Genomic DNA, 22583 nt, shown 5'->3' on the forward strand with positions numbered 1-22583 from the left:
TATTGGAAATTAATTCTAATAAAAAAACCGCCTCAAATTTTAATATTGAGACGGCTTCTTTTTGTTATAAAATACTTCCTATAAAATTATCGTTTTCCATGGTTCGCCAAACCTCAACATTGCTTATGTATTTGTCTTTGTATGGCAGACTGCGGCAGTTTAACTGAATTTTAGAAACCTTGTTTATATCGGTTAAAAAGTGGTTGTCTTCCCAGAAATAACAAAACAACGGCGGTTGGTTTCGGTGGATCGATGTAAACTTACCAAAAACTTTTACACGGTTTTTAACTTCTTGTTTCTTTAAAACTTCAAACGTATTTTTTTCGAAATAGGTTCTAATTATAATCAGCGGATTTTCGCTTCTACTATCAATCTTTTTATAATTCTGTAAATAAAAATCGGTCATTAATTTTTCGTTCACAAATTTGCTTGCAATATCAAATTCAAAAACAAACAACTGCTCTTTATCATTCAAATCGCGTTTGTCAAAATCTTTTGCCAACAATAAAATTTCGTTCACACCATTATAAAAATTATACGAAACCAAAATTTCGAAATAATTAATTTTTTTACCTTCTTTATAATAAAATCTCGGAAAAACCTGATCTATTGTTCCTGTTATTGTCATTAAATTATTCTCTTAATATAGGTTAGATATAAAAAAAACACTCCTTTTTTTATCTTTATCACAAATATAACGATTCTTGCGATTGATTTTAGCAAAGTTAGTCAACTTTTATAATTTTACCCGATGTATGTGCGCTGTGTTCGGGCGCGTACATGCTTTGAATGGTTGAAATTCCGCTTGTAAAACTACCTTCGTTATTTAAACGAACCTCATAATCAATTACATAGCTACCTTTTGATAGATAATCGATAAAAAAGTTGGTTGCTGCATCTCGTGTCGACAGGTAATAACGCAGATTGTTTTGGTATTTGTAGCCCGAAAGCACATCGACAGGTTCAAAAGTTGCCGCGCGCATGTCTTTAATATGAATGAATTCCATATCTTTTTCGGCAGTAATTTCTAATCGAATAATTACTTTTTGCCCTAATTTAAGTTTGGTTTCACTTGAAATTTCCTGCAATTTTTTGCTTGATGTTTCAATATAAAACTTTCGTTCAATATTTAAAATACCTTTAGCGGCATTTTTTACCGCACTAAAATCTTCGAAATACTGCCAGTAAATTCCGCCGAAAACAGGTTTTTCACTTTTATTTTTTATCGATACCTTTCCAAAATCGTTTGTAATTTCATCGGCTTTCCATTGATAGGTTTGGTAACCCAACAAATCATCGGATTGATTATCTGCAGTTTCATTGGTTTTTATGGTTTGATTTCCTAATGAAACCACAGCTTTATCTAATTTTGAAATTTCGGTTGAATTTGCTAACAACAGCGCATAAATTGCCGATGTTGTTGCTTTTGTTGTGCCCCAATCTTTATTTAATTTCTGACTTAACAACCACGCATTTAATTTTTGAAGCGTAGTTTCGTTATTCTCAATTTCTTTAAAAGCCTCAATGATCAGCGCCTGAACTTCGGCTGCATTGTGATAGTAATAATATTGGTTGCTGTTTTCTTTCCAATACATTCCATAGGTTTCATCGATCACCGCACTTTCATTCAACTGATTTAAAATTTGTTTTGCCCAAGCAATATCGCCTTTTCTATTTAAAATTATTGCCAATTTCGCTTTGTTTTGAAGCGATAATTCTACCCAATTCTTTTTAAGATCGATAAAATTTTGATCTAATTGTTTAGAAACATCGGTAGGAATTGCAAAATCTTTCGAATAATAACTTTTTACAAAAGCATAATTGATCGCACTGTGGTTTGAGAACGTTTTATTTGATGTTTTTAATTGATCCAGCATTTTAACATCGATAAATCGATTGGCTTTATTCACAATGTTCTTTACATCGGTTACGTTGAAATGCGAAACACCCAATTTATCTAATTGTGCCGCCGTAATCAAGATGTGCTGAGTAATGTAATCATTTTCTGATCCGCTCGAAAACCAACCAAAACCACCCGAGACATTTTGACGTTCGCCCAAAGTTTTTACAATTTCATCGGCTTCTTTTTCCAATCGATCTAAATCAAAATACGATGCCAATTGTGCTTTTTTCTCTTCGTTTGAAACCAAATCTTTCATCCACGGAGTTTCCTGAAGCATTAATTGTTTCAACTCCTCATTTTCTTCTAATTTCGATTTTGGGTTATTCTTCCATTCAGTAATTAAATCTTTAATACTCGGATTTTTTTCTAACACATGCATTGCTAATACATCGGCAAAATATTTGGCAAAAATCTGTTCGTTGCACGTATGCTGAAAATCGTACAAATAAGGCAACGACTGCATGGTTAGCCAAGTGGCGTTGTGTGAAATTTCTACCACAAACTGATGGTTCTTCAACGTTTGCGAATTGTTGGTTATTAAATTATGCAAACTATAATCTTTATGTTGCTTGCCCAACTGCCAAATCGGAGCTGTTTCGGTAATCAACGTTCTATTACTTAAAACCGGAATAACGCTTTCTTCACCATCGGTAAAATTGCCTGCTTTTACAGAAATGCGGTATTGCAAACCTTCAATTTCTTTAGGAATTTCAACCGACCAACTAACGGTATTGGCACTTAATCCGTTTATTGTTGTTGGAACCAACTTATCTGTTTTAATGATTTGCTCAGTTAAATCTTCGCCGGTAACGGTATTAAACAAACGTAAAACAGCAGTTGCCTGCAACGGCGTATTGGTGGTATTGCTTACGCGTGCTTTTAAAACAACCACATCAGTTTCACGAACAAAACGCGGCATATTCGGCTGAATCATTACGTCTTTTTGGGTTTTGCTTAAACTTTCAACGTAAATAAAATCGGTGGTTTTATTATGCGCCAACCCACGAAATTTCCATTTCGTTAATGCTTCGGGTGCGGTAAAGTCAATTTCTACAGAACCATCTTTTTGAATTTTTAAATGCGGAAAGAAGAAAGCTGTTTCTTTTAAGTTTTTGCGTAACGGAATCTCTAAATGTTCTGCTGCCTGCTGTGCTTTTTTAGTAGTAATAACAATAACACCGTTTGCGCCACGATTACCGTAAATGGCAGTTGCACCGGCATCTTTTAGAACTGTGACATCACCTACTTCATCAGGATTTAATGCTTTAAAACGCGATGCCGATATTGGTACACCATCAATGACATACAAAGGTTGAACATCTCCAGTAATTGAGCCTAAACCACGTAATACAACATTAGTAGCAGCACCTGGTTGACCTTCTATTGTTTTTGATGTAACTGTTGTAACTGCAGTTGCATTTTGAGATTTTGAAATTGTTCTATAAGTATCAATAACTACTTCATCCAATGTACCTTCTTCATCTTCAAAATGCATAACATCATCGAATTCATTATTAGCAAAAACTCCTGGAAGACTTTTTAATATCTTTTCAATTAGATCATTTTTTTTCTTTTCTGAATACGAATTATCTTCTTTTAAATGATTATAAATTCGGCTTAAGCGCTGTAATTCATAGGTTTCATCCGCAAAACGTTGAACTGCTTTCTGGTCTATTTCATCAGTATTCGGTTGTAAATAAACAACCGTAAATTTATTTTTAAGTTGTAATCTTTCTTGTTTATACCCTAATGCAGTAACGGCTACAGGTTGTTTTTTTTCTGACCACACACTACCAAATCCTTCAGCATTTGTTACAGAACCATCAGCTGAAATTATATTGTAAACATAAGCATTTGCTATTGTTTTATGAGAAACAGCATCGCGAACTTCTATTTGATAATATGCAGCTTTCTGATTAAAATAATCTTTAGGTAAATGATCTTGATAGGATTTATTAAACCATTTATTTTTACTAAAATCGTATCCGAAATAATTAAATTCGTTAAAATAAAACGATTGATTGTGGTAAAAATTAGTTGCAATACTGTAATTGTTGTTAAGAACACTGCGTTGTGAATTTATTCTACCAAAATAAATGTCTTTTGATTTACTAAAGAAATTTTGGTTTGTATCCCAATCTCTGGAATGCAAAACATCTAAAGAAGCATCATACATACTGGCTAAAAACTCGCCCTGCATTGGTTTTTTAGCATCTTTAGATTTAAAGTTTAATTTCCACTGATACGCATTACCCGGAATTAATTTATTGTTCCAAACTTCCCATTCTGTTAACCATTCTTCTTTATTATTTTTCTTTTCAGGAATATAATAATTTCCGTTGCCATTAAACGTTAAATGTTCTTTTGCAAAGTACCATTGATATTTTATGTTAGTATTTTCTTTACTATCTGCTAACGGAATTTTTACTAACTGTGAACCTTTTGAAACCGTAACTAATTTTGTACTTAATGTTGCATTTGTATTAAAAACTTCCAGATAAAGCGATACATTTTCGTACGCAGAACGCACTTGTAAAACCAATTCCTTTTCAGAAGAGCTTTTATGCGTGTTTATTTTGAAGGATTCATTTGTGGCTAAATCTTCCTTAACATTCTGTATTTTTATTTCTGTAGAATCTTTTAAAAATAATTTCGATTTTTCATCGACAATTTCAAAAACAACTTTATAACTTCCTGTTTGCCAATTGGTAATATCGTGTACAAACTTTTTATCTTTTTCGGTTGTATATTTGGCTTCGTAAACCAATTCTTCATCGGAATGAGCCTCATCGTTTTTTTGATACGTTTCATAAGGAAATAATCTTCTATAAGTATCTTCATCAATCGACTGAACTTCGGGATGCTGCCATGAACGCTGCATAAAAAACCTTTTAGGTGGCAATGTTTTAAATATTTTAATAGTTCCGTTTACCGAAACTTCATCGCCGTTATGGGTAAATGAATTTACATTTAGATTTAATTTTTCATTAGTTGATAATTGATCTTGCCCGTAAACGGATATACGTGTTGCGTAATTCGAAACAAAAAAATTGCCCCGGTTATTACGAACTTCTCCGCTATTATCGGTTACTTCAAAATGATAATCTATCGGGATTTTTTTATGTTCTTTTTGGATAGTATCATTTTTAGATATAGAAGGAATTTTGAATTTATATTTAAATTCACCCGATTCATCTGTTGTTAAGGTATCATTCTTAACAAAAAAATCTTTATACGTATAATTATCTGCTTGTAGTTTTACAATGACCTGAGCATTGGCAATAGATCCGCCTGCTAAACTTTTAGCTCGCCCAATCAATTCTACTTCATCATTAAAATATGCGTTTTTCTTAATATCATCTACCTCAACAGTAAAAGTCGGTCTTTTATATTCTTCAACCTTAAAATAAAACGATTCACCGTTTAAACTAGATTTATCCCAGAAAGCTTCTTCATCTGTATCTGTATAATCATCCAATTCCTCAACATCTACGGTAAAATCGCCAGTTATAATATTTTTTGGCAATTTAAAAGTTCCGCTGAACGATCCCATTTCATTTGTGGTAACGGTTCTTTTTTCGATTTCATCTCTATTGTCATCATTGAGAATTAATTGAACCGATTTATTTTTGACTATTTCGTTACCACTTTCTTTGGTTTGATACAGAATTCCTTTAAAGCTGACTTCCTGCCCTGGTCTATAAATAGATCGATCGGTATAGAAAAGTACTTCAACATATTCTTTTCCTCCGTATGAACTTATACTTTGCTTGTTCCAATCTTCGTAAACCGTTTTTTTATAGGTTTCGTTTTCTAAAAATACCTGAACATCGTAACGGTTTGGCGTATCTTTTTCTTTTTTAAATACTATTGCCCCATTTTCATTGGTCGTAAAACGCAGATTATTTATAGCAACGCTGCTGTTTTTATAAGGTTTACCAGTTTTTGGATGCACAAAATAAAACATAACTTCATCGTTCCCTTTCTCACTTGCATAGGTATTGTTATTAGAAATACTTTTGCTAAAAACCATTACGTTGCTTACATTAAATGTGTTGTATTTAACCTTGTAAGCATCTGTTAAATCATCGGTATTTTTGTAAACGACCATTAAATAAGTACCTAACGGCAAATTTTTTCCCAACACTTCGGTTGATGAACTGAAATATTTCTCTGTTTGTGGAAGATCAGCTCTAAATTCAGCTACGGGCTTATTGTTGGATATAATTACTTTGTAAATACTGTCATTTACTACACTTGGATAATTTTTAATATCGTAATAAGCAAAATGTAGTTTTTGTATATTTTTATAATTTACAAGGTATTTTACAGGTTCTTTTTCATAGACTTCGGTAAGTAACGATACATCAAAAACCTGATCATTTAGCATATTTTCTAATGTAGCGGCACTTTCTAACACATCGTTTTGCGAACGTTGCGTTTTTATTTCGGCTGTTAACTGCAAGGCTTTTTCGTAATAATCTTTATTTTCTTTTTTATTGGCGTTATTAATAAAAAATTTAGCTCTTTCTATTTTGTATCGATTCTTGTAAAATTCGGTTTTCAGGTTTTTGCCTAAATCATCAATAACCTTTAAATCTTGATCTTGAGAATACATTGAATATCTGTAAAATTTAATTTTATCTAAATTTAAATCATCATTATTATCAGTATAAAAACGCTCGAGCTGCTGGAATAATTCTATAATTTTCTGATTGTAAAAATCTACCGAATATTCATTAGGTTCGATTATAATTTTAGATTTCTTGAATTCATTAGAAAAATCCTGCAACCTTACAATTTCTAAAGGCTTCACATAAGTTGATACTATATAATTCTGAATAAAATTATGTGCAAAAAGTTCAAAAACAGTTTGTTCTAAATTATTTTCAATAAAATCATAATCGATCAAATCTTTAATTTCACTAACCTTTGTTCCCTTTAAAAGTTTTTCATTTTTAAACAATAAATCTGCTTGCTCGGTTAATACCTGTTTGTAATGTTCGCCAGACCATTTTTCTATATTATCAGGTATAATTTCGGTAGTATTTTTAGTACTTTTAGAATAATAGTAAGCACCACTACTCATCATTTCATTATAAACCGTTTTTATATAATACCAACGATAAATTTCTTTGTAAATAACTTTATTTGAATTGATTTCTTTTGTAAGATCATTTAAAACGTTTTGTGTAGAAATTTCTTCTAACTCATTTTTAAATTTTAAATTATAAACTACTGCTTTAGCTTTTTGTTGCGAATTTTTCTTTCGATTTGCTTTATTATAAATATCCTGCACTTCTTTATAGGCAGATTTATAACTTCCTGCTTTTTCTAATTCGTAAACTTTTTGCCATTCTTTAGAAAAATCTTGAGCATAAATAGTGGTTCCAAAAACAAACAGTAGCAGTAAATAAAAGTGTTTCATAAGGTTATTACTAATAAGATGCGGTTAAAATACATCTTTTTTGTAAATTTAAGCTTTAAAAAATTTTGTATGAAGAAATTTATAGGAATTTGTACGCTTTTACTGACTATTACTTCTTGTGATAAAAAAGCAGAAACTGCTGTTGAAAAACCACAGGTCATTGAGTTAAGCACTGACTACAACTCGGTTTTTAATCAATTCACTAAACAAAACGATACGCTTTATGTTGTCAACTTTTGGGCAACTTGGTGTCAACCTTGTGTTGAAGAATTACCCGATTTTATGAAGATTAACAACGAGTTCAAATCTGAAAAATTCAAAATGATTTTAGTGAGTTTGGATAAAGCGAATGACTTTGACACAAAAGTGAAAGACTATCTTAAAACCAATAATATTTCACCAGATGTTTATGTTTTAGCAGATAACAAACGTATGAACGAATGGATTCCAGCGATTAGCAGACATTGGAGTGGCGCTATTCCGGCAACTGCCATTTACAAAAACGGTAAACAAGTGTTTTTTACCGAAGGTAAAATTTCGTACACCGATTTAAAAAGTACCATTAACAAATTTAAATAACAAAAAATGAAAAATTTTTTAGCATTAGCTTTATTTGCAGCTGCTTTTATTAGCTGTAAAAAGGAAACCACAACTACCACCGATGTGGCAAACAACGACACCATTACCAAAACAGAAGAACCTGCAACTGCAAGAACCGGTTATAACATTGGCGACGAAGCAACTGATTTTTCTTTAAAAGGAATCGACGATAAAATGTATTCTTTATCTCAATTTAGTGATGCAAAAGGATTTATTGTCATTTTCACTTGTAATCATTGTCCGTATGCGAAAGCGTATGAAGAAAGAATCGTTGCGTTAGATGTGAAATACAAATCGTTAGGATATCCTGTTATTGCGATCAATCCGAACGATCCTGCAGCACAACCAGAAGACAGTTTTGATTTGATGAAAACCCGTGCGAAAGAAAAAGGATTTACTTTTCCTTATTTGATGGATGAAGGTCAGAAAATTTACCCACAATACGGTGCAACTAAAACGCCGCATGTTTACATTCTTCAAAAAGAAAACGGTAAAAACATTGTAAAATACATTGGCGCTATCGACAATAATCACGAAAACGCTAACGATGTTACTGAAAAATATGTAGAAGCTGCTGTTGATGCTTTGTTAAAAAACGAACCAGTTAAACAAACCGAAACGGTTGCAATTGGCTGTACTATAAAAGTTAAAAAATAATAGTTAGTTTACAGACGAAAAGGCTGTTTCATGAATTTGAAACAGCCTTTTTTATTTATCATTTAAGGTAAAATTAATCTACACGGACAAAATTTCCGTTGGCGTCAAACTCTAAATCAATATCTGATGCTAAATCAATTTTTATCTTTTTATCTTCTTTATCTATTGCAATTGCAAAGGTTGACGCATAATTTTTAGACAAATACGTATTAATATTGTCAGGCACAACGCCTTTTGGCAAACCTTTGGCATCTTTCCATTCATACCAAATACCATCGCTATTAAAATCAATTTCGGCTCCGTCGTTAAACTTCACTTCATAACTTTTTCCAATCACCGGAATGGTTTTAACCTCGTACGACGCAATGTTGTTTTGGCTGTAATGACTGTTGATTGTCTCTAAAGCTTTAACCGGCAAATTGGAAAAATTAACGCTGCTTTTTTGCACATCTTCTACTACATTGCTTGTAGAATCGGTTGTTTGTGTAGCATTTGGCGTTACAACAACTTCTTTTTTACATGAAACTAATGATATCCCACCAATTACTAATACTACTAAAAATTTCTTTTTCATAAATTAAACTTTTAAATATCAATTAAATATACAAAAATTATTTGGTTTTGTATTTATCGTTCAAGCCTTTATTCTGTAAAATAAGTTCTTTAATTTTTTCTAAACGTGTTGTTTTTGTTTTTTCCTGTTTGGCTTCATTAATATAAACCACATATTCTTTCTGTTTTCCTTTGGTTAATTTTTCAAAAGCATTTTTTACGTCGGCATTATTATCTAAAAAAACTTTAAAAATTCCTTCGGGTTTCTTCTCTTCAAAAACATCGGGTTTTATTTCTTTTCCGTCTTTTATTGTTTGAATAGATTCATTTATATACATCAAAATCTTTTTATCATTCATATCATCAACATTCGTAAAACGCCACTGTCGCATAGCTTTTGTTTTTCCGTCTGATGCATTTACCAGCACTTTTTCGGGATCTGATAAAAAAACACCGTTGAAAAACCATAACGAGAAAAAATCTTTAAAACCGCCCCACCCGATTACATTTTTATTGTTAAACGTATAAACTTCCTTATCCCATTTAATAGTTTTGTCTAAATTGGTTTTCACAATTAACTGTTGCATAAATTCTTCTGCATCGGTCCATTTATCGTTGTAAGCACTCCAATTCGCAGTTTTTTTATCTTTAAGTTTCGATACATTGTAATCAATAATATCAACAATTAATTTTTTGGGTAATTTTTGATCTAAAGGAAATTGAATAGCTCCTTTTGATGTTTTGAAGGATATTAGCTGATCTTGAAAAACCTCGATAGCATCTAGACCCGGATACAACCCCAAATGATTTTTGTACAACGCAAAATGAATTAAATTTCCGTTGTAATGAAACGTTGGCATACCATAACTGATTTTTTCTACCGTTTCTTTTGGAACATGCTTTTTAATGATCTTATACAGATCTTCCAAGATCATTTTTCGGTCATCGGAAAAACCAGAAATATATTCGGTTATGTTTGAAAAAGTATTCATTATTCTTTAATTCGGTTATATTTTGTAGTAACATAATCAATGCTGTGGTTCATTAAACTGGTCAGAGCATCTAAATTGATATCAGCAAGCTTTTTTACATAAATACATGCTTTACCCATAGTGAATTTGCCTAGATTTTCTAACAGATGCTCGTGTTCTTGCAAACCCGTAAAAACATATAGCGAAATAGCCGCTTTCCGTGGCGAAAAACCTAGCACAGGTGCATTGCCTTCATGGCCACTTTTGTATTTGTAATGATAATTACCAAAGCCCACAATTGTTGGACCCCACATCTTTGCTTTTTCGCCGGTTATTTTTTCCATTAAAGCAATAAGTTCGTAACTATCTTTGCGCTTTTGTTCATTTTCTACTGTTTGCAGAAAATCATCTACATTTTTATCGGTAAATTCTGTTTTGTTCTTTGCCATATTTTCTTCAATTAATTTGTAGTACCTAAACCAAAAACAGCACCTATAGGATCTTGAACAATAACATAATTGTATGATCCGTCTTTCTTTTTGCTTTCTGAAATAAGCTTACCGCCTAATTTCAAAACTTTTTCCAAACTTTCGGCAACATTTTCAACATTTATATACATAATCCACTGCGGTGGAATGTTTTTATTTACACCACGCTGGTTGCAAATACCACTTATTGCCGCACCGTCATCAGATGTCATGGCGTAATCTGCATAGGTTTCTTCATTGTCTTTCATGGTAACTTTTTGCTCTTGCCAACCAATTACTTCTTTGTAAAATTCTTTTAGTGATGCGGCGTCGGGTACCGTTAGATCACTCCAAAAAAACTGACCTTTTTTATATGTTGATTCACTCATAATTAATTAGTTTCTGTATAGTTTTTAAAGTTGTTCAAAATTGCTTGCCAGCCTTCTTTTTGCATTTCTTCTGAATTTTGATCTTCTGCATCAAATGTTTCGGTTACAAGTATCTGATTGTCTTTTTCTTCAAAAGAAATTTCAACAGTTCTGCCGTCTTCCAAATGATATTTTATAAACTTTTGCGGAATAATTTCATCGTAAATTCCTTCAAAATCAAAAGAAAAACTACCGTCTTTTGCAGCCATAGTACTTTTTAATTTCCCACCTACTTCTAGACTATTCGATGCATTTAAACAGTGCCAGTCTGGTGATGCCTGATTCCATTCTTCAATATCTTTCGGGTTGTTTAGTTTATCCCACACTTTTTCAAGTGGGGCATTTACCGCAACCTGTACCGTTATTTTTCCCATAGTTTTATTTTTTTGTGCGCATATAATCAAAAGCGCCATTTCGTAAGTTAATATGGTATTCTAAACTAGCTTTTAAGCAGGCTAAAAAGTTTGCCCAACCTTCGGTTTGTTGCATCATTTGCTTAATTCCGTCATCGTTATTGTCCATCTCATGCTCTACAATCTTTACAATTGTTGAATTGTCTGTTTGTGGTTGCAAAAAAATTTCTACCAGCATATTTGGTTCGTCACTCCAATTAAAAGAAACATATTCGTTTTCTTTAATCACTTTTCCGGTTACGGGAAAAACGTCCTCAAACTCGGGAAATTTCCATTGAACAGTTTTGTTTGTTTCTAAATTTCCGGTTGATGATTCTATAAAGTATCGATTCATTTCATCGGCAGAAACAATCGCACTAAAAACCTCGCTTACAGGTTTTTGAATTTGAATACTAGCTTTAGCAGTTAACTTTTCCATTTGATTTTCTTTTAACGAATTTAATAAATTTCTTAATTTAAAATGATTTTATATTGATTTTGACAGCTTTCTTTTTTTGATAATTTTTGGAAAATTCCATTTTAAGATGCGTAACTTTAGGTTGCTAATACAAAAAAATTAAATGTTATGAATACAGTAAGAATATCAGAAACCCTGCAAAAAGCCCTGAATGATCAGGTTACTTTAGAAGCCTATTCGGCACAAATGTATTTAATGCTTGCCTGTTGGGCAGACGAAAACCAGTTAGACGGCGTTAAGGATTTTATGATGAAGCATTCGCAAGAAGAACGCGTGCACATGGCAAAAATTATTGAATATATTCAGGAGCGTGGCGGAACCGTTGTTATTGATGCCATTAGAAAACCAGAACCACAACCCAACAATGTTTTAGAATGTTTTGAAAGTGTTTTAAAACAAGAAATTGAAAATACTACTGCGGTTTACAAACTTGTAAAAATGAGTATGGACGAAGAAGACTGGGCTACTTGGAACTTTATGCAATGGCTGGTTGCCGAACAACGCGAAGAAGAAAAATTAGCACTTGATTTATTGGATAAAGCCAAACTTGCCGGCGGTAACAACATGAGCGATACGGCTAAATTTGAATTGAACAAACTTATTGGAAATACCGATCAGGAATTCCCTATTGCCGATAATGTGAACCCGTTGGAGTAATTTTAACTATCATTAAAACAAAAAGAACGTATTTGCATACGTTCTTTTTTTGTAAAAGTAAAATTACTGTCAGTAGGTTTCTACCATATAGTATCAATCAGTTCGTCAGTTGGAGCCTGTCGAGAACTTTAATAAAACTTCTCGATACGCTTCATTAAATTACGCTACGCGAAGTGACGAAAGTTCAATTATATTATTAAACTATTTATTCAGGTACAGCTCGCCACTTTTTAATAACTGCCGTGTAAATAAATATAAACAGTAAACCTACTGCCAGCAATAAATAACTGGTGTTCATATCTAAATATTCTAATAGTGTGGTACAGTTTATTTTATAATTATAGTTTTTATCGTAACAAGCTTGTTTTTGGTGCATACTTATAATACCTAAAATTAAAAATACATACAACACAAAACCGTTGATACTTATATTCATTAATACAGATGTAAACAACTTAGATCCAGAATTTATAAACACAATAGGTATCAATAAAATAATTGTTCCTAAAATAAATATAAAGTAGGAAGCAAAAAATTCAGGATTTGCACCAAAACTCATAGAGTAAACCAACACAATTAAACCAATAACCAAACTTAAAACACCTGTGGTTAAACCCGTAAAGATTACCGATCTTAAATTAGTTACCCTAAAACTAAAAATAAGTGTTGATAAGAAGAACGCTATCCAAATATATATATGAATATTTCTAGAAACAAAATCTATATTTTTAACCAATTCTACACTTTGTAAAAAATCACTTAAATTTCTTATTTCGTAATAATTTTGCGTTAGGTTTTGCTGATAATAACGATACATTTCGGTATTTTCGTTTACAGCTTCCACAACTTCTTCTTTATAATATGTTACATTTTGTGTTGTAACAACTTCTGAATTATTTGATAAAGTATCTGCTACACCAGTTGTGGTAACTTGTGGGTATTTATTTACATCGTCTGCAATAAAATGTTTTACTACAAAATTTTCGGGATGATAAATTAACTTAAACCATTTATCTGTAGTTAAATTAGTTTTAATCTGATATTTTTGAGATACTTCTAAGAAGTCTGATAGAATTTTCTTTAATTCCTCAGGATTTTTTCGATCTAAAAGCGCTGTTAACTCTTTGTTTATGGCATAGCTTTTTCCTAAGTTAGGATCGGATCCGTAATATCCTTGATCATCTGCATAAACCGTATAACTATCGTTGTATCTATCGTAATAATCAATTTGGTTTAAATCTAAAGTATAAAATTCTTCCGAAAAATTATAATAACTTAAATCTGCAGATTTTGTGTAAGCCGAAACGTCAACAACATCTTTCTTAAAATAATAAAAACATGTATCGCCCTTTACATTACTATAAGCTAACGGTGTGTTATTACTTAATTCTTTTGCAGGATATTTAAATTTTCTGTATTCGTCTCGTTCTGTTACACCAACTTTATACAGTGTATAAAACTGATACTTATTACCATGACTATTATAATATTTTTGCGAATAATCTATTAAATCTGTTTTAGTTTCGCAATACAAATCGTTAAAAAGCTTAGGATACGCTTTTCTATCTAACTCATAATCTTGGTATTTTAATGATAGAAACGGATAAGCTTTATTTATTTTTTGAACACTTTCTTTAAAATCTTGGTCAGGATAAGTGGCGTTTATGTATGTTTTAAACCCAACCATATATGAAAAATAGAAGGTTATAGACACAAACACAATGACTAAATAGCATAAAAACTGCCCAAATAACTTAAAATTACTTGTAGGGTAAAAGTTTTTAAACCCATTGTTTTTAAACATATAAACCAGCCAACCTACTAAAAGTAACATTGAACATATTATATGTACCATTATTACACCACTTGAAAAATAATCATCGACCACCCGGCTGGTTTGTAATGAAAGTGGATTTGTATGTGATAAATATCCTATAAAATAGAAAAGTATATGCACCAATAAACTTATTGCCAACATCCAAACAATGCGAGTGTTCCATATTGTTGGGTACCTTTGTATTAAGTAATTATTTATTTTATTTATAAAGTTCATATTGATGCTTTTCTTAATTTATAAAAAATCTACGTGTTGATGCAGAAATATCGCGAATGTAAATAAGGTTAACATTTGCTGATCCTAATGCGATGATTACTGCCGAAAAACGTGTTGATGCATTAAAATACGCAGTGTAAATACCGCCATTAAACGTAAGTTTGTCTAAAGCAAATGCAGAGAAAACTTCTAAAAGCTTTTCACGATTTTCTGTTGTATCAATTTCAATAATCAATGGTTTTTCTTGCGCATTATCATTGTGGATGTTTTCATTGTACTGACCATTTTTTAAGAAAATAACTTTGTCTGATATTTTTTCTACTTCATACAATTGTTGTGAACTTAAAATAAGCGCAATGGGGTTGTTAACCGAATTTGCTATAGCCTTTAAATCTTCTAAAATTACTTGCTGAGCCAAAACATCCAAGTTAGCCAAAGGTTCGTCTAGCAACAAAATTTCGGGTTTGCGCAGTAAGGTTCGTGCCAATTCAAAACGCATTTTGTAGCCCGATGATAGTTCGCTCCATTTTAAATGTCGGTAATTCCACAATCCCAAACGAGCAACCATTAATAAAACTCGGATCTCAATTTCGTCTGGTTTTTCGCCATAACTTGCTAATACAAAACGTAAATTATCTAGCAAGCTGCCGTACCATTTTTCGGTTCGTTGCGGAATGTAAATTAATTTGGTACGCAAGTGGTAATTGCTTTGTATTTTGTTTGTAAATTGGTAGTGAAGCAATCCTTGTGTTTGAGCAATTTCTTTAGCCAAAATACGCAATAAGGTAGTTTTACCGTTACCGTTTTCACCCACCAATCCAAAAACCTGACCTTTAGTCAACGTAAGTGAAATTGGTCCTAATGAAAACTTTCGCGATCCATAACTTTTGGTGATTTGATCTGCTTTTAATACAAATTCTTCTGCATTATTTTCATGCACATTTATCAAAGCTATTTTTTGCAGTAGTTCTTTCGCTTTTGCAATAAAAGCATCATTTTGCTCGGGATTCTTTTCTTTCCAATCAGTCAAATCAGTTGCTTCACTGTAAATCTGCATATCTTGTGTATCCATCGCACAATCTAACATCTTTCTAAACCCCAGAAAAGTATCATTATTATCAAAAAAAAGTAACGCTTCTTGTACACGTTGCTGGTGTAAATTCATAAGCCTAATTTGGTTAATTAATAGTGTAATAAATGTATTAAAAAATAGTAAATATTTTACAAACACATAAAATATAAAGTACCTTTATATAAAGTAGTTAAAAATGGAAACCAAACATAAAGCAAACAAACAATTATCGTTAGCTTTCTTTTTAAATCTTTTATTTGCAATAGTTGAATTAATTGGCGGTATTTTAACGAATTCTACAGCTATTATTGCCGATGCTTTTCATGATTTTATGGATGCCGTAGCTATTGGTATTGCGGTTTATATGGATAAATATTCGCAAAAACCTGCCTCAGAAAAATTCGCTTATGGTTATAGGCGATTTTCATTACTATCGGCAATTATTATGAGTGCTATTTTATTAATTGGCGCTGTATTTATGCTTTATAATGGCTTAACATTTATTAATGAAACTAAAGAAGTAAATAGCGTTGGTATGTTTGCGTTAGCAGTATTAGGAATAGCTGTTAACGGGTTTGCTTTTTTAAAGATAAAAAAAGGCGATTCGCATGCGCATCACCATCACAATCACGCACCCGATGCAAATTCTAAAGCCATAATGCTGCATTTGTTAGAAGATGTTTTAGGATGGGTTGCCGTTTTAATTGGTGCTGTTGTTATGTACTTTACCAATTGGTTTTGGATTGATAATTTATTAACCATTTTCATTGCTTTTTTTATTAGTTACAATGCTTTAAAAAATTTAAGCAGCACCTTTAGAATATTATTACAAGCGGTTCCGCCAAATATTGTGGTTAAAGAAATTAAAACTAGTTTAGAAAACATTCCACACGTAGTAACTGTAGAGCAGTTACATATTTGGTCGTTAGATGGAAACAAAACTATAGCATCTGTAATTATTACCATTTCAGATCTATTATACTATAACAGCACCCAATTAAACGTTAAACAAGTTTTTACCAATTATAAAATACAACAACTTACCTTACAAATTAATACTTTAGAAAATATACCAAAGTAGTAAAATAACAAAACCTGCACTATGTACAGGTTTTGTTATTATGCTGTTGCTTCAACACTTACTATTTCGTATTCTTTGATACCGTTTGGTGTAGGCCACTTAACAACATCACCTGTTTTATACCCAACAATAGCCAAACCAACTTCACTTAAAATAGAATATTTGTTTTTACTTACTTTTGCAGCTTTAGGACCTACAAGTAAAAATTCCATTTCTTGGTTTAATGTATTTTCTTTAACCTTTATTTTGCGGTCTACAGAAGCAATATCTTCTGGTAAATCTTTGCGTAACACTTGCGATGCCTTTTTTAATTCGGCTAACAGAATCTCTTCTTGTTCAATGGTTACTTTTTTGCGTCTAACGTGATCTTTAATTAAATCGTAAATTCCTGTAGTTAAAATTATATTTGCTGACATGCTGATAAATTGTTTAAAATCATAATGCAAATCTTGTAAATATCTGATCCAACATAATATGTACATATACATTTATGCAACATCGATTCACAAAATGATGAGATTATAAATAAAAAAATAAATCGGAGTTTCCCTGTTTGGATCGAAACAGGGACTAATTAATAAACTCTTTTGAGCTTTTAAGAAAAGTATCGTCGTGCAAATAAGCTAATGACAACGCAAGTATAGCTATACCGTACTTTTCTATTTTGTTAGATGTTATCATTATTATTATTTAATAAGTTGATTTACAAAGATACGCATATAAAAATGGATTACAATATTTACTTTCAATTAAAAATCTAATTACAAATTATTTATGACATAAAGACAATTGGTTTTCTATTTATTTTGTCCCTCACACCAATCAAGTATATATTCATATAAAGCCTTTATACTTACAGCTGTGTCTTCTTTGTATTTTGCCAATAGAACTTGATTAAATTCCGTAAATTTTGAAAAGCCTCTATTAATTGCCATTGTTTTATTTAATTTAGGAAGATATTCTTCTACATCTTCTTTCCTATAATTATCATTTAAATACAAACTATAGACTGCAAAAGTCATGTATTCATTAAAGAGTTTATAAGGACTGTCATATGCATTAGTAATGGTTGGTTGTGCCCATACATCCCTATTTGATAAGGCTTTATTTATTTTTTCTAAAAACTTATCTGAAACAGGATTCACATAATTATGATCAATTTCCGTGAATACTATTCGTGATTCTGCTAATTCATTCTGAATTTCTGAAAGACTTTCATCATAGTCGGCACGGGCAATAAACATAGCTGTTTGTTTAAACCCATTGCTTTGATAACCTCTTGTAGAATGAGCTCCATAAACTAATGGAGAAAAATAAACAAGATAAGAACCATAACTAAACCCGAATTTGTTATCCAACCAAGCCTGCATTTTTTGAATGGGATTTAATTGGCTGTAAGTTTCCAATAAGTTGTTATAATACGGTTGATTTTCTTTATAAAACTGGCGAAAGTTAGACACACGAACAAAATCTTCAAACATTTTTACATCTTTCAATGGATTAAAAGAATAATATCCTTTCCCCATTTCTTTTATGTTTTCATCATTTATAATATGTCCGTTTTTATCAAAGTGATAACCACAAGCCGTCATTTTTAAAGCGTAATAATAGTTATAACTATCTCTTGAAAATAGGTGAACATCATATTCTTTTATGTAATTTATATCTGTGATGTATTTTTTTATAGTGTCTAATGCCGGATGATTAATATAGGCGGCAAAGTGTTCCTTTACCTTTTTATAATACTCTGTGCTTGTATCAAACATATTTCCTTCTTTCTCGGCATCTGGATGTAGTGCCATCATTATATTTACCAATTCGCTAACCTCTGGTATAGCAACAACAGTTTTGTTTTTATATTTTACGACATATTCCTGTGTAAAATTGACATTAGGTTCAACTCCAACTAATTGTTGACTAATGGTATCTTTGTTATTTTTTAAAATTAAAAAATCTATTTGCTCCCCTAATTTTAAATCAAAGCTAATGCTGTCTTTACCGTCGCTATATGTTACTGTATTGTTTTCTTTGGTAGTTTCTGCTTCAAAAGCTCCAATGTTAATATCTTTACCTACAATCCAATTATCAGCTTGTAAAACATTATTTACTTTAACTTGTAAATAATCGCTATTGGTTTTAAAAATTTGTTGAGCATGCACCATCATCGTTCCACACGTAAATAGTAAAGTAAAAAGTTTTTTCATAAAGGAATTAATTGTTTGTTAAATAACATAAAAACGACAAAAGCCTTCATTTTTAGAAAGCTTTTGTCGTCTTTTGAATTTTTTATGTATTACATATTTCTACGGTACTGTCCGCCTACTTCGAATAAAGCAGATGTAATCTGACCTAATGAACAAACTTTAGAAGCTTCCATCAACACCTCAAAAATATTTTGATTATTAATAGCCGCATTTTGTGCGTCTTCTAAAGCTTTTTCAACTGCTGTTGCATTACCTTTATTCAAGTTTTCTTTCGTTTTGATTTGGAATTGCTTTTCATCTTCGGTTGCACGAATAACTTCCTTTGGAACAACTGTTGGTGATCCTTTTGAACTCAAGAATGTATTTACACCAATAATCGGGAAATCACCGTTGTGCTTAAGCGTTTCATAATACAACGATTCTTCTTGAATTTTTGAACGTTGATACATCGTTTCCATCGCACCCAAAACACCACCACGCTCTGTAATTCTGTCAAATTCAGCCAAAACAGCTTCTTCGACTAAATCAGTTAATTCTTCGATGATGAACGAACCTTGAATTGGATTTTCGTTTTTCGCTAATCCTAATTCTTTATTGATAATCAACTGTATAGCCATTGCTCTACGAACCGATTCTTCGGTTGGTGTTGTAATCGCTTCGTCATACGCATTGGTATGCAACGAGTTACAGTTGTCGTAAATCGCATACAAAGCTTGCAAAGTTGTACGAATATCGTTGAAATCAATTTCTTGTGCGTGCAACGAACGACCCGATGTTTGAATGTGATATTTCAACATTTGCGCACGTTCATTCGCACCGTATTTATTCTTTAAAGCTTTAGCCCAGATTTTTCTTGCCACACGACCAATCACCGAATATTCTGGATCGATTCCATTCGAGAAAAAGAATGATAAGTTTGGTCCAAAGGCATTAATATCCATTCCGCGTGACAAATAATATTCCACATACGTGAAACCGTTTGCCAAAGTAAATGCCAATTGCGTCACCGGATTTGCGCCCGCTTCGGCAATGTGATAACCCGAAATTGAAACCGAATAAAAATTACGCACATTTTTCTCGATGAAATATTCTTGTACATCACCCATTAAACGCAACGCAAATTCAGTTGAGAAAATACAGGTATTTTGCGCTTGATCTTCTTTTAAAATATCTGCCTGAACCGTTCCACGAACTTGAGCTAAAGTATTTTTCTTGATTTCAGCATACACATCAGCAGTCAACACTTGATCGCCCGTTACACCTAAAAGCATCAAACCTAAACCATCGTTTCCTTCTGGTAAATCTCCGTTGTATCGAGGACGCTCAACAGCTTTTTCATTGTAAATTGCTTCTATTTTCGCTTCAATCTCTGCTTCTAAACCATTTTCTTTGATGTATTTTTCACAGTTTTGATCGATGGCAGCATTCATAAAAAACCCAAGCAACATAGGTGCTGGGCCATTAATTGTCATCGAAACCGATGTCATCGCGTGTGATAAATCAAATCCTGAATATAACTTTTTCGCATCGTCTAAACAACAAATCGAAACTCCGGCATTACCGATTTTTCCATAAATATCTGGACGATGACCTGGATCGTTTCCGTATAAAGTCACCGAATCAAAAGCCGTTGATAAACGTTTAGCAGGCATTCCTTTCGATACATAGTGGAAACGACGATTGGTACGCTCTGGTCCACCTTCACCCGCAAACATACGTGTTGGATCTTCGCCTTCGCGTTTGAATGGATACAAGCCTGATGTAAAAGGAAATTCACCTGGTACATTTTCTTGTAAAACCCAACGCAAAATATCGCCCCAAGCTTCGTATTTTGGTAAAGAAATTTTAGGGATTTGCAAATGTGATAACGATTCAGAATGTGTCTGAATTTTAATTTCTTTGTCACGAACTTTAAACGAGTAAACCGGATTTTTATATTTGTTAACCTTTTCGTCCCAAGTCGTAATAACTTCCCAGTTGAAAGGATCTAAATTCATTTTCAATTTGTCAAATTCAGCCAATAAAACCTTTGCTAAATCTGCATTTTCTGTTCCTGTAATTTCAATTCCGTATTGATTAATCGTCGGAACTTTTCCTGAAAGTGTTTCAATGGTTTTAAAGAAACCGTACAGTTTCTGCGCCACTTCTTTTTGCGACAAAACCTTGGCATCATACGCACGGTTGTTTTCAGCAATTTCTGATAAATAACGGGTACGAGCTGGTGGAATCACGAAAATCTTCTCTGACATTTCTTTCGTAATTTCAAAAGTAGAATTCAAGTTTGCACCTGTTTTTTCCACTACTTTATCCATAATCGCTTTGTATAATTGATTGGTTCCTGGATCATTAAATTGTGATGCAATTGTTCCAAAAACGGGCATTTCATCAGGATTTACATCCCACAAATGATGGTTGCGTTGGTATTGTTTTTTCACATCACGAATGGCATCTAAAGCGCCACGTTTGTCGAATTTGTTAATGGCAACAATGTCAGCAAAATCCAACATATCAATTTTTTCTAACTGAGTAGCCGCACCAAATTCTGGTGTCATAATGTATAACGAAGCATCGGAATGATCTAAAATTTCAGTATCCGATTGACCAATTCCAGACGTTTCTAAAATAATCAAATCGTATTGCGCCGCTTTCAACACTTGCAAAGCTTCTTCGACATATCTCGACAATGCCAAATTCGATTGTCGCGTAGCCAACGAACGCATATAAACACGTGGATTGTTAATCGAATTCATACGAATACGATCGCCCAACAACGCACCGCCTGTTTTCTTTTTTGATGGATCGACAGAAATCAACGCAATGTTTTTCTCTGGGAAATCAATCAAAAAACGACGAACAATTTCATCGACCATTGACGATTTTCCTGCGCCACCGGTTCCTGTAATTCCAAGAACAGGCGCGTTTTTACTTTCAACTTTATCAAAATCAAAAATCTTCAAGAAATCTTCTTCACGATTTTCAGCCAAAGAAATCAAACGAGAAATGGTTGTAACATCTTTGTCTTTCAAAGATTGATAAACATCTTTTCCTGCTGGCAATTCCAAATCTGGTGTAGCATAATCGGCATTTTGCACCATATCATTAATCATACCTTGCAAACCAAGTTCCCGACCATCATCCGGCGAATAAATACGGGTAATGCCGTAATCCATCAATTCCTTGATTTCTGATGGTAAAATTACGCCGCCGCCGCCGCCAACAATTTTGATATGACCTGCTCCTTTTTCCTGAAGCAAATCATACATATATTTAAAATATTCGTTGTGCCCACCTTGGTAAGAAGTCATGGCAATGGCGTTTGCATCTTCTTGAATAGCAGTATTCACCACGTCTTCCACCGATTTGTCGTGACCCAAATGGATCACCTCACAACCGGTTGATTGAATAATCCGACGCATGATATTAATCGCAGCATCGTGCCCATCGAATAAGGCTGCTGCTGTAACGATTCTTACTTTATTGTTTGGAGTATATATTTTTTGTTCCATCTTGTTTTTATTTCGACTTCGCAAGTTACATCTTTTATAGATTATTTAAAACAGCTATTTTAAATAAATATCCAATAAAAAAGAGGAAGCGTTTGCTTCCTCTTTTTGGTTTATGTGTTTTACAACTTCTTATC

General features: G+C 32.5%; 17 protein-coding genes. 4 read left to right on the forward strand and 13 right to left on the reverse strand.

Annotated features, from left to right (window positions below; translation table 11 throughout):
- Positions 1 to 64 precede the first annotated feature (64 nt).
- Both EG242_RS13335 and EG242_RS13340 read right to left on the reverse strand, forming a co-directional pair.
- A complete protein-coding gene (locus tag EG242_RS13335; RefSeq protein WP_124900358.1) occupies positions 65 to 628 on the reverse strand; it encodes a hypothetical protein in 564 nt (187 codons plus the stop codon).
- A 97-nt stretch (positions 629 to 725) separates the two neighbouring features.
- Positions 726 to 7331: an alpha-2-macroglobulin family protein gene (locus tag EG242_RS13340; RefSeq protein WP_124900359.1), complete on the reverse strand. Its 6606-nt coding sequence runs from the start codon at positions 7329 to 7331 to the stop codon at positions 726 to 728.
- Between the two features lie 69 nt (positions 7332 to 7400).
- On the opposite strand from EG242_RS13340, the gene EG242_RS13345 reads away from it, so the two are divergent.
- Both EG242_RS13345 and EG242_RS13350 read left to right on the forward strand, forming a co-directional pair.
- Complete coding sequence (locus tag EG242_RS13345) at positions 7401 to 7910, forward strand: TlpA family protein disulfide reductase (protein WP_124900360.1); 510 nt, start codon at positions 7401 to 7403, stop codon at positions 7908 to 7910.
- Positions 7911 to 7916: 6 nt separating this feature from the next.
- Entirely contained in the window at positions 7917 to 8588 is a 672-nt protein-coding gene (locus tag EG242_RS13350) for a thioredoxin family protein (protein WP_124900361.1), read from the forward strand.
- 73 nt (positions 8589 to 8661) lie between these two features.
- On the opposite strand, the gene EG242_RS13355 is transcribed toward EG242_RS13350, so the two are convergent.
- From EG242_RS13355 to EG242_RS13385, 6 genes are read right to left on the reverse strand one after another with little or no spacing between them, the layout of a single operon-like run.
- The gene (locus EG242_RS13355) at positions 8662 to 9162 is read right to left on the reverse strand and encodes a PepSY-like domain-containing protein (protein ID WP_124900362.1); all 501 of its coding nucleotides are present in this window, start codon (positions 9160 to 9162) and stop codon (positions 8662 to 8664) included.
- Positions 9163 to 9199: 37 nt separating this feature from the next.
- A complete protein-coding gene (locus tag EG242_RS14970) occupies positions 9200 to 10132 on the reverse strand; it encodes a DUF1801 domain-containing protein (RefSeq protein ID WP_203227727.1) in 933 nt (310 codons plus the stop codon).
- Positions 10132 to 10560, reverse strand: a complete 429-nt coding sequence (locus EG242_RS13370) for a DUF1801 domain-containing protein (protein ID WP_124900363.1) — start codon at positions 10558 to 10560, stop codon at positions 10132 to 10134. The genes EG242_RS14970 and EG242_RS13370 overlap by 1 nt, the downstream gene beginning before the upstream one ends.
- A gap of 11 nt (positions 10561 to 10571) precedes the next feature.
- The gene (locus EG242_RS13375) at positions 10572 to 10967 is read right to left on the reverse strand and encodes a VOC family protein (protein ID WP_124900364.1); all 396 of its coding nucleotides are present in this window, start codon (positions 10965 to 10967) and stop codon (positions 10572 to 10574) included.
- Positions 10968 to 10969: 2 nt separating this feature from the next.
- Positions 10970 to 11380: an SRPBCC family protein gene (locus EG242_RS13380; RefSeq protein ID WP_124900365.1), complete on the reverse strand. Its 411-nt coding sequence runs from the start codon at positions 11378 to 11380 to the stop codon at positions 10970 to 10972.
- Between the two features lie 4 nt (positions 11381 to 11384).
- A complete protein-coding gene (locus EG242_RS13385; protein WP_124900366.1) occupies positions 11385 to 11837 on the reverse strand; it encodes an SRPBCC domain-containing protein in 453 nt (150 codons plus the stop codon).
- 147 nt (positions 11838 to 11984) lie between these two features.
- Between EG242_RS13385 and EG242_RS13390 the strand changes: the two genes are divergently transcribed.
- The gene (locus EG242_RS13390; protein ID WP_124900367.1) at positions 11985 to 12533 is read left to right on the forward strand and encodes a ferritin; all 549 of its coding nucleotides are present in this window, start codon (positions 11985 to 11987) and stop codon (positions 12531 to 12533) included.
- 205 nt (positions 12534 to 12738) lie between these two features.
- Here EG242_RS13390 and EG242_RS13395 read toward each other — a convergent pair whose 3' ends face one another.
- Complete coding sequence (locus EG242_RS13395) at positions 12739 to 14586, reverse strand: VIT1/CCC1 transporter family protein (protein ID WP_124900368.1); 1848 nt, start codon at positions 14584 to 14586, stop codon at positions 12739 to 12741.
- Positions 14587 to 14599: 13 nt separating this feature from the next.
- Positions 14600 to 15751 carry an ABC transporter ATP-binding protein gene (locus EG242_RS13400; protein WP_124900369.1) on the reverse strand — a complete coding sequence of 384 codons (1152 nt, stop codon included), beginning with the start codon at positions 15749 to 15751 and terminating at the stop codon, positions 14600 to 14602.
- 103 nt (positions 15752 to 15854) lie between these two features.
- Between EG242_RS13400 and EG242_RS13405 the strand changes: the two genes are divergently transcribed.
- Positions 15855 to 16739: a cation diffusion facilitator family transporter gene (locus tag EG242_RS13405; RefSeq protein ID WP_124900370.1), complete on the forward strand. Its 885-nt coding sequence runs from the start codon at positions 15855 to 15857 to the stop codon at positions 16737 to 16739.
- A 38-nt stretch (positions 16740 to 16777) separates the two neighbouring features.
- On the opposite strand, the gene EG242_RS13410 is transcribed toward EG242_RS13405, so the two are convergent.
- The 3 genes from EG242_RS13410 to EG242_RS13420 all read right to left on the reverse strand — a co-directional run bounded on the left by EG242_RS13410 (position 16778) and on the right by EG242_RS13420 (position 22449).
- Complete coding sequence (locus EG242_RS13410; protein ID WP_124900371.1) at positions 16778 to 17155, reverse strand: GreA/GreB family elongation factor; 378 nt, start codon at positions 17153 to 17155, stop codon at positions 16778 to 16780.
- A 381-nt stretch (positions 17156 to 17536) separates the two neighbouring features.
- Positions 17537 to 18943, reverse strand: a complete 1407-nt coding sequence (locus EG242_RS13415; RefSeq protein WP_124900372.1) for a DUF4932 domain-containing protein — start codon at positions 18941 to 18943, stop codon at positions 17537 to 17539.
- A gap of 89 nt (positions 18944 to 19032) precedes the next feature.
- Entirely contained in the window at positions 19033 to 22449 is a 3417-nt protein-coding gene (locus EG242_RS13420) for a methylmalonyl-CoA mutase family protein (RefSeq protein ID WP_124900373.1), read from the reverse strand.
- Positions 22450 to 22583: the final 134 nt, after the last annotated feature.

This window comes from Paenimyroides viscosum, assembly GCF_003858535.1.
Taxonomy (GTDB): domain Bacteria; phylum Bacteroidota; class Bacteroidia; order Flavobacteriales; family Flavobacteriaceae; genus Flavobacterium; species Flavobacterium viscosum.